This is a genomic window from Dialister sp., from assembly GCF_036343215.1.
Classification (GTDB): Bacteria; Bacillota; Negativicutes; order Veillonellales; family Dialisteraceae; genus Dialister.
This window is the reverse complement of sequence record NZ_JAZASU010000087.1, coordinates 1-7,323: the sequence shown is the minus strand read 5'-3', so window position 1 is coordinate 7,323 and position 7,323 is coordinate 1. Positions and strand designations below refer to the sequence as shown.

The 7,323-nt window shown below is 48.2% G+C and carries 6 protein-coding genes; 4 read left to right on the top strand and 2 right to left on the bottom strand.

Annotated features, from left to right (window positions below):
- Positions 1 to 870: 870 nt before the first annotated feature.
- Together VZT47_RS08715 and VZT47_RS08710 are read right to left on the bottom strand one after the other, a co-directional pair.
- Positions 871 to 2,007, bottom strand: a complete 1,137-nt coding sequence (locus VZT47_RS08715) for a M20/M25/M40 family metallo-hydrolase (RefSeq protein WP_330224575.1) — start codon at positions 2,005 to 2,007, stop codon at positions 871 to 873.
- 260 nt (positions 2,008 to 2,267) lie between these two features.
- On the bottom strand, positions 2,268 to 3,431 hold the full coding sequence (locus VZT47_RS08710; RefSeq protein WP_330224574.1) for a DNA polymerase IV: 1,164 nt from the start codon (positions 3,429 to 3,431) through the stop codon (positions 2,268 to 2,270).
- A 717-nt stretch (positions 3,432 to 4,148) separates the two neighbouring features.
- On the opposite strand from VZT47_RS08710, the gene VZT47_RS08705 reads away from it, so the two are divergent.
- The 4 genes from VZT47_RS08705 (at position 4,149) to VZT47_RS08690 (ending at position 7,231) form a co-directional block, all read left to right on the top strand.
- Positions 4,149 to 4,358, top strand: a complete 210-nt coding sequence (locus VZT47_RS08705; protein ID WP_330224573.1) for a FeoA family protein — start codon at positions 4,149 to 4,151, stop codon at positions 4,356 to 4,358.
- Positions 4,359 to 4,396: 38 nt separating this feature from the next.
- Positions 4,397 to 4,618, top strand: coding sequence for a FeoA family protein (locus VZT47_RS08700; RefSeq protein WP_330224572.1), 222 nt, complete (start codon positions 4,397 to 4,399; stop codon positions 4,616 to 4,618).
- Positions 4,619 to 4,631: 13 nt separating this feature from the next.
- Positions 4,632 to 6,773 (top strand): ferrous iron transport protein B, encoded by a 2,142-nt coding sequence (gene feoB, locus VZT47_RS08695; protein ID WP_330224571.1) that lies wholly within the window; start codon positions 4,632 to 4,634, stop codon positions 6,771 to 6,773.
- Positions 6,774 to 7,042: 269 nt separating this feature from the next.
- Positions 7,043 to 7,231, top strand: a complete 189-nt coding sequence (locus tag VZT47_RS08690; protein WP_330224570.1) for a hypothetical protein — start codon at positions 7,043 to 7,045, stop codon at positions 7,229 to 7,231.
- Positions 7,232 to 7,323: the final 92 nt, after the last annotated feature.

The following is a 7,323-nucleotide window of genomic DNA, read 5'->3' as shown; positions in this document are numbered from 1 at the left end:
GCGGCGAAAAGAACAGAGAAACCAGGCACGGGCATAAATCCAACAGACTCAACAATCTGGGGGAAAGGGGGCTTTATGCCCTTTTTTTGATGTTTTAGCCCATTGGGGGGCTTTTTACCTCAGGTAGCCGAGATGCAAAAAGGCTGTACAAAATGATTGCTCATTATTGTACAGCCCCGATTTTTTTAATTGGCCTTCGGCGTGCAGCTGGCATGATTATCTTTCATTCCAATTTTCAAAAATCATCAAGCATATTGCCGGGTAACTGTAGTACACCCCTTCCCCCGCCTGCTGCGGGAGCTTCCCCTCAAGGGGGTTGAGTGAGAGAGTGCGGGCTGCGATTGACCTCATTAACCATTAACCTCAATGTACAGTTTCCCGGTTTGAGTGAACGAAAAGTCATCCATCCTGTAAACTATTAACCCGAATGCACAGTTTCAACGACGGAACGGGATTACGGCAATTGCACCCGTAACCCATTAACCCCGATGTACAGTTTCAACGACGGAACGGGATTACAGCTATTGCACCTGTAACCCATTAACCCCAATGTACAGTTTCAACGAAGAAATGGGATTACGGCAATTGCACCTGTAACCCATTAACCCCAATGCACAGTATCAACGACGGAACGGGATTACAGCGATTGCACCTGTAACCCATTAACCCCAATGTGCGGCTTTAGTGACGGAATGGATTTACGGTCATCGGACTATTAGCCATTACCCATCAGCTTTTCCCATTAAAAATGGCCGCGCTTCTCATTTGAGGCGCGGCCACATTTATTGTTAACTGAGAACTGCCAACTGATAACTTCTAAAGAAAAGTGATTTTAATAAATGAATTTCCGGTCGTTCATACTGGAGCCAATCAATGTCCGAAATGGCTTTCGGCTTCGATGATTCTGTAGACCAGTTCCCCGGCTTCGAAGAGGTCTTTGAGGGCGAGGTTTTCTTTGTTTGTATGGAAATCTTTCATGCCTACGCCGGCAAGGACTGCGGGGAAACCTTTTGTCCCGAACCAGTTGGCATCGCTCCCGCCTCCGGAGGCTGCTACGGACATTTTAAATCCGGCTGCATCGCAGGCGCCTTTGAAAAGCCTGAGGCAGGGGTCGGTTTCCTTCACGTTGAAGGCATCGTAGGCTTTTTCCTTGTGGAATTCAAGGCTTCCTTCAGGGAATCCTTCGGCTGCCTTTTTGAAGGCTTTTTCCATTTCTGCTACTACTTTTTCCAGTTTTTCTTCATTCCGGCTTCTGGCTTCGCCATGAACGACGCAGGAGTCCGGAACGATATTTGTAGCCGTTCCGCCTTCGATGGTTCCCAGATTGCAGGTGGTTTCGAAATCGATCCGTCCCTGAGGGCAGGCTGCAATTCCAAGGGCTGCCATCCGGATGGCGCTTGTTCCTTTTTCAGGGCAGATTCCTGCATGGGCTGCTACGCCTTTACAGGTGACATCGATCAGATATTCCGAAGGACCGGCATTGAAGAGGGACCCGGCCGGGCCGTCAGCGTCCAGGGTATAGCCGAAATCGATGTCATTGATGTATTTTTCTTCAATAAACTTGGAGCCGTAAAGGCCGATTTCTTCCTGTACCGTGAAAATGACGGTGATTTTGCCATGGGGAATGTACATTTCCTTCATGAGATGGAGACCTTCCAGAATGGCTGTGACGCCTGCTTTGTCATCGCCTCCCAGAATGGTAGATCCTTTGGAATGGAAAATGCCGTCTTCCAGGACCGGCTCGATGCCTTTGCAGTTTTCCACGCAGTCCATATGGGCCGTAAAGGCGATGGAAGGAAGTCCCGGCGCATTGCCATTGAATTTGGCAATAATATTTCCTGTATTTCCTCCATTGACGGAACCGTTATTGTCTTCAATGACTTTGGCGGCACCCAGCTTTTTGAGTTCCTTCTTCAGGTATTCCGCCACGTCCCGTTCTCCCTTGCTGGGAGCGTAAATTTTGACCAGATCGGTGAAAGTCTTCTTCATCCGTTCTTCATTAACCATGAGTCAGCACCTCGCTTTGTTTTTTATTGTGTATCCATTATAGCACGATACAGAGGGGATGGCTCTGCGTTGTTTAGTTATCGGTTATCAGTTTCCGGTTATCAGTGAAAGAGGCCCGCATTAGATTGGATAGCGGGCCATTTTTATCCATAGTTATTATTGAAAATGTACCAATTTTATATAAGGCCGCCTTTCCATTCTGAGGGCGGCCACCATTACTGATAACTTTTACAGACAGTGTTTTGAACAGAGTTAAAAGTTCACTTTTCATCATTCTCCAACCAGAACCCCTTCTGCAGTGCCTTTTTTCCGAATTTTTCCTGAATTTCATCCATGGCCCTGGCGGCACGGTTTCTTTTTTCCTTATGGTCATCGAAAAGGGAGCCCATAGAAATAGGGGGCCCCAGATTGGAAGCCGTGACGCCGATGAGACGGATTCCTTCGTGGACAGGAATTTTTTTGAGAAGAAGCAGTGCATTTTCGCAGATTTCTTCCTGAAGGCTCGTCCCGTCATCGAGAGACCGGGAACGGGTGATGGTTTTAAAAGAGGCAAAACGGATTTTAAGGGTAATGGTCCTTGCAGTGAGGTCCTGTTTTCGCAGCCGCCGGGCCACGATATCACTGTGCATGGCAATCTGACGCTCGATTTCCGACAGGTTGGTCAGATCTTTTTCGTAGGTCGATTCATCGCCGATGGATTTGATGGTCCTGTCTCCTTCCACCGGCCGGTCATCGAGACCATAGGAAAGACGTTTCAGGAGGAGGCCCTGATTCGTCCCGAGAAGGGTGGTGAGGGCGCTTTCGGGGGCATCCTGGATATCCCCTATACTATTGAAGCCGGCACGGATCAGCTTTTCTTCCGTCACTTTTCCCACGCCCCATAGGCGGCGGACCGGGAGAGGCCGGAGGATTCCTTTTTCTTTCCCATAGGGAATGATGCACAGGCCATCCGGCTTATCCATGTCGCTGGCCATTTTTGCAAGAAATTTGTTGGGTGCGATGCCTACGGAGGCCACGAGTTTCGTTTTATCTCTGATTTCTTTCTTGATGGCCCTTCCGATGGCTCCCAAAGTGGGATAGTGACTTCCCATGCCGGAAATATCGAGAAAGGCTTCATCCAGGGAAATCGGTTCATAGGCGTCTGCATAGTGCAGCATGATTTCATGAATTTCGTCGGATGCTTCCTTGTAGGCATCGAATCTTGGTACCACGAAATTGCCGCCGGGGCAGAGCTCCCGGGCTCTGGAAATGGGCATGGCAGAATGAATGCCGAATTTCCGGGCTTCATAAGAAGCCGTAGCCACGACTCCCCGTTTCGAAAGGCCCCCCACGATGACGGGAGTCCCTTTTAATGCAGGATTGTCCCGCTGCTCTACGGATGCAAAGAAAGCATCCATGTCCACATGCATGATCCAGCGTTTCATCCTTTTGGCACCTCCTTTTTATTTCATCATATAGGCACAGCTGGTTTGAGTCAAGGGAATCAGGAATTGGGGACCAGGGGTCAGGGAAGGTGGCGCCCTTCGGGCGCAGAGTATATATGTGGGCCTTCGGCGCTCAACTGGCATGACCTGATTTATCTTCAATTCTGGTGAAAGTTCAACATTTTCCGCGTACCGGTAGTACACCCCTTCACCCGCTTCGCAGGAGCTTCCCCTCAAGGGGAAGCAGGGAAATTATGAGGGCTGCGGTTTTCCTCATTACCTGTTACCCATTAACCCCGATGTACAGCTGTCTCACATACAGTTTCCTTACAGAATACAGATTTTCACCTGTTATTCATTAACCCCAATGCAAAGTCATCAAAGACGGTATTTCAATCCGGCTTCCCCGGTAACGGCTAACGGCTAACTGCTAACTGCTAACTGCTGACTTTTTAGGCACTTTATTTCCGAAAGTTTCTTTTTTGGTTCTAAATTTACACAATATTATTTTTAATCAGTTAGTTACACTAATATTCAATTTAAGGGAATAAAATCATTCTTTTAATGACAACAAATATAAGTATAATTAATAAAAATAAAATGGACTGCCAGTAAAAATAATTTTGGCATATTGACTAATCGAATTAGCATAGACTATCATGGAAACGTAATAACGAGAGTTGTTATCAAATAACTGGAAACGGGGTGATAGAATTGATGCCTCTTGTTTTTGCAAAGGAAGGGGATACAGTGACGATCCGCCGTATTTCCGGTAAGGATGAAGTCCGGCAGCATCTGGCAGACCTCGGGTTTGTCGTAGATACCCCGGTCCTCATCGTGAGTCATATGGGCGGAAACCTCATCGTTCAGGTGAAAGGTTCCAGAGTGGCGCTGGATAAGTCCATGGCTCAGAAAATTTATTTCTAATATTTCTACGATATAGAAAAAGAAAGGGAGAATTCAGAATGAAGACTTTGAAGGAAGTGCCTGTAGGCGCTACCGCAAAAGTGAAGCGTATTCATGGAGAAGGGGCACTCCGCCGCCGGGTCATGGATATGGGCATCACGAAAGGTGTGGAAATTTATGTACGAAAGGTAGCTCCTCTGGGAGATCCATTGGAACTGACCATTCGCGGTTATGAGCTTTCCATTCGCAAGAATGAAGCAGAAGCTATTGAAGTAGAATAAGAAAGGAGCAGCCATGTCAATCAGAATCGCTCTCGCAGGCAACCCGAACTGCGGGAAAACCACATTATTTAATGAACTCACCGGCAGCTCCCAGTATGTAGGCAACTGGCCCGGCGTTACGGTAGAGAAGAAAGACGGAATCCTGAAAGGTCATAAAGATGTCATCATCCAGGACCTGCCGGGAATTTATTCCCTTTCTCCATACACCCTGGAAGAAAAGGTAGCCCGGAATTACCTGGTCAATGAACAGCCGGATGCCATCCTGAATATCATTGATGGCACGAACCTGGAAAGAAATCTGTACCTTTCCACCCAGCTTATTGAAATCGGTTTGCCGGTAGTTATGGCCATCAACATGATGGATCTCGTCAAGAAAAATGGAGATACCATCGATGTAAAGAAAATGGGCGAAGAACTGGGCTGTGAAGTGGTGGAAATCTCTGCCCTTCAGGGAAAAGGCTGCATGGAAGCTGCTGAAAAAGCCATTGAAGCAGCAAAAGCAAAACAGCAGGTGAAACGTCCTTCCGTATTTACCGGTTCCGTAGAACATGCCATCGCGCACATTGAAGAAACCATTGCACCGAAGGTAGAAGAACGTTTCTGCCGCTGGTATGCGATCAAGGTATTTGAAAGAGATGAAGAAGCCACCGGTGCCCTCCAGCTGGACCCGAAGGTTATGACCCATCTCGAAGGCCATATCAAAGACTGTGAAGATGAAATGGATGACGATTCCGAATCCATTATCATCAATCAGCGTTATGGCTATATCGCAAAGATTATCGATAATGTATTGAAGAGAAAAACAGCCGCTCATACCATGACCACTTCGGACAAGATTGACCGGATCGTAACGAACCGAATTCTGGCTCTTCCGATTTTCTTCATTATTATGACCGCTGTTTACTATATTGCCTGCTCCGTTGTCGGCGGACCGATTACGGACTGGGTGAATGATGATTTCTTCGGCGGCATCGTTACCGATGCAGCCGGTGGATTCCTGGAAGCCATCGAAGCTCCGGAATGGCTGGAAAGCCTTGTGGTTGACGGCATTATCGGCGGCGTGGGCACTGTCCTTGGTTTCGTTCCCCAGATTCTTGCCATTTTCTTCTTCCTCTCCGTTCTGGAAGACTCCGGCTACATGGCCCGCGTTGCCTTCATTATGGACCGTATTTTCAGAAAATTCGGCCTTTCCGGCAAGTCCTTCATTCCGATTCTTGTGGGCAGCGGCTGTGGCGTTCCGGCAGTTATGGCTACCCGAACCATTGAAGATCAGCGGGACCGCAGAATGACCATCATGCTCTGCACCTTTATTCCTTGTTCCGCAAAAGCAGTCATCATTGCCATGATTACTTCCGCGTTCTTCCCGGATTCCGTATTTATGGCTCCGTCTATGTACTTCCTCAGTATTGCTGTCATTGTCCTCGCAGGTATTGCCCTGAAGAAGACTTCCGTATTTGCCGGTGATCCGGCACCGTTTGTCATGGAACTTCCTGCTTACCATGTACCGGCCCTCAAAGGCGTACTCATCCATATGTGGGAAAGAGCAAGAGGCTTCATCATTAAAGCAGGTACCATTATTTTCGCAGTATGCTGCATCATCTGGTTCTTCTCCACTTTCAATACTTCCCTCGAAATGGTAGAAGACATTGAAGAATCCATGCTGGCCGGCTTCGGTCATGCGATTTCCTGGTTCTTCTCTCCGCTGGGCCTGGGCGACTGGAAAGGAGCCGTAGCCGTTATTTCCGCAGAAATGGCAAAAGAAGATGCTATCGGAACTTTGGCAGTCCTGAATGGTGTAGCTGATGATGCAGAAGAAGAAGCAGTCATGGCCGGAATTGCAACCATGTTTACTCCAATTGCCGCTTTCTCCTACATGATTCTGAATCTTTTCGACCCACCCTGTGTCGTTGCCATCGCAACCATTGCCAGAGAAATGGGAGACCGCAAATGGGCAGCCATTGCCATCGGTTTCCAGCTTGTTCTCGGCTATTGCATGGCTTTCGTAGCCTACAACCTTGGCAGCTGGCTCTTCTATGACGCCGCTTTCGGAATTGCCCAGGGCATAGCGATCATCCTCTCCCTGGCAGCGCTCTACTTCATCTTCCGTCCCGCACCGAAGGAAAAAGAGCCCGGCGCAGTAGGGCAGGAAGCCTGAGTCAGATCAGCGATCAGTAAATTCGTTAGTGGTTAGTTATAGGAAATCAAGTGGCTGGACAATGAATCCCTACGGTTATCGTCCACATTCTCCCTTGAAGCGATTATTTCCAGCCACCAACACTCCTCTACAGGAAAAGGCGGCTCCGGGCGGGCCGCCTTTTCTCTTTAAAGGAAATAGTCAGAGTCCTATTCCCTCTGAATGACTTTCTAACGGCTGACAGCTAACTGCTTGAAATAGATTTAATTCATAAGAAATAAGGAGGTACTATGTCCATCGGAACTTATATCGTCCTTGCCATCATTGCGGTCCTCTTTGTCCTGGCCTGCCGCCATATTTTCCACGTCACTTTAGGCGGGGGAGACTGCTGCGGAGGGGGCGGAGAATGCCCGGCCTGCAAGGCAAGAAAAATGAAACTCCATGGGGCGCTTTGTGTCAAGGTAGTTGTTGGATTTTAGTCGCGCTATTTCATTAACCTGCTAAAGTGTTTTCTTCAATAACCTGAGGGTTACCCTGCAGCAGAAACACGCCAGATGCCCTTGGACAGTTT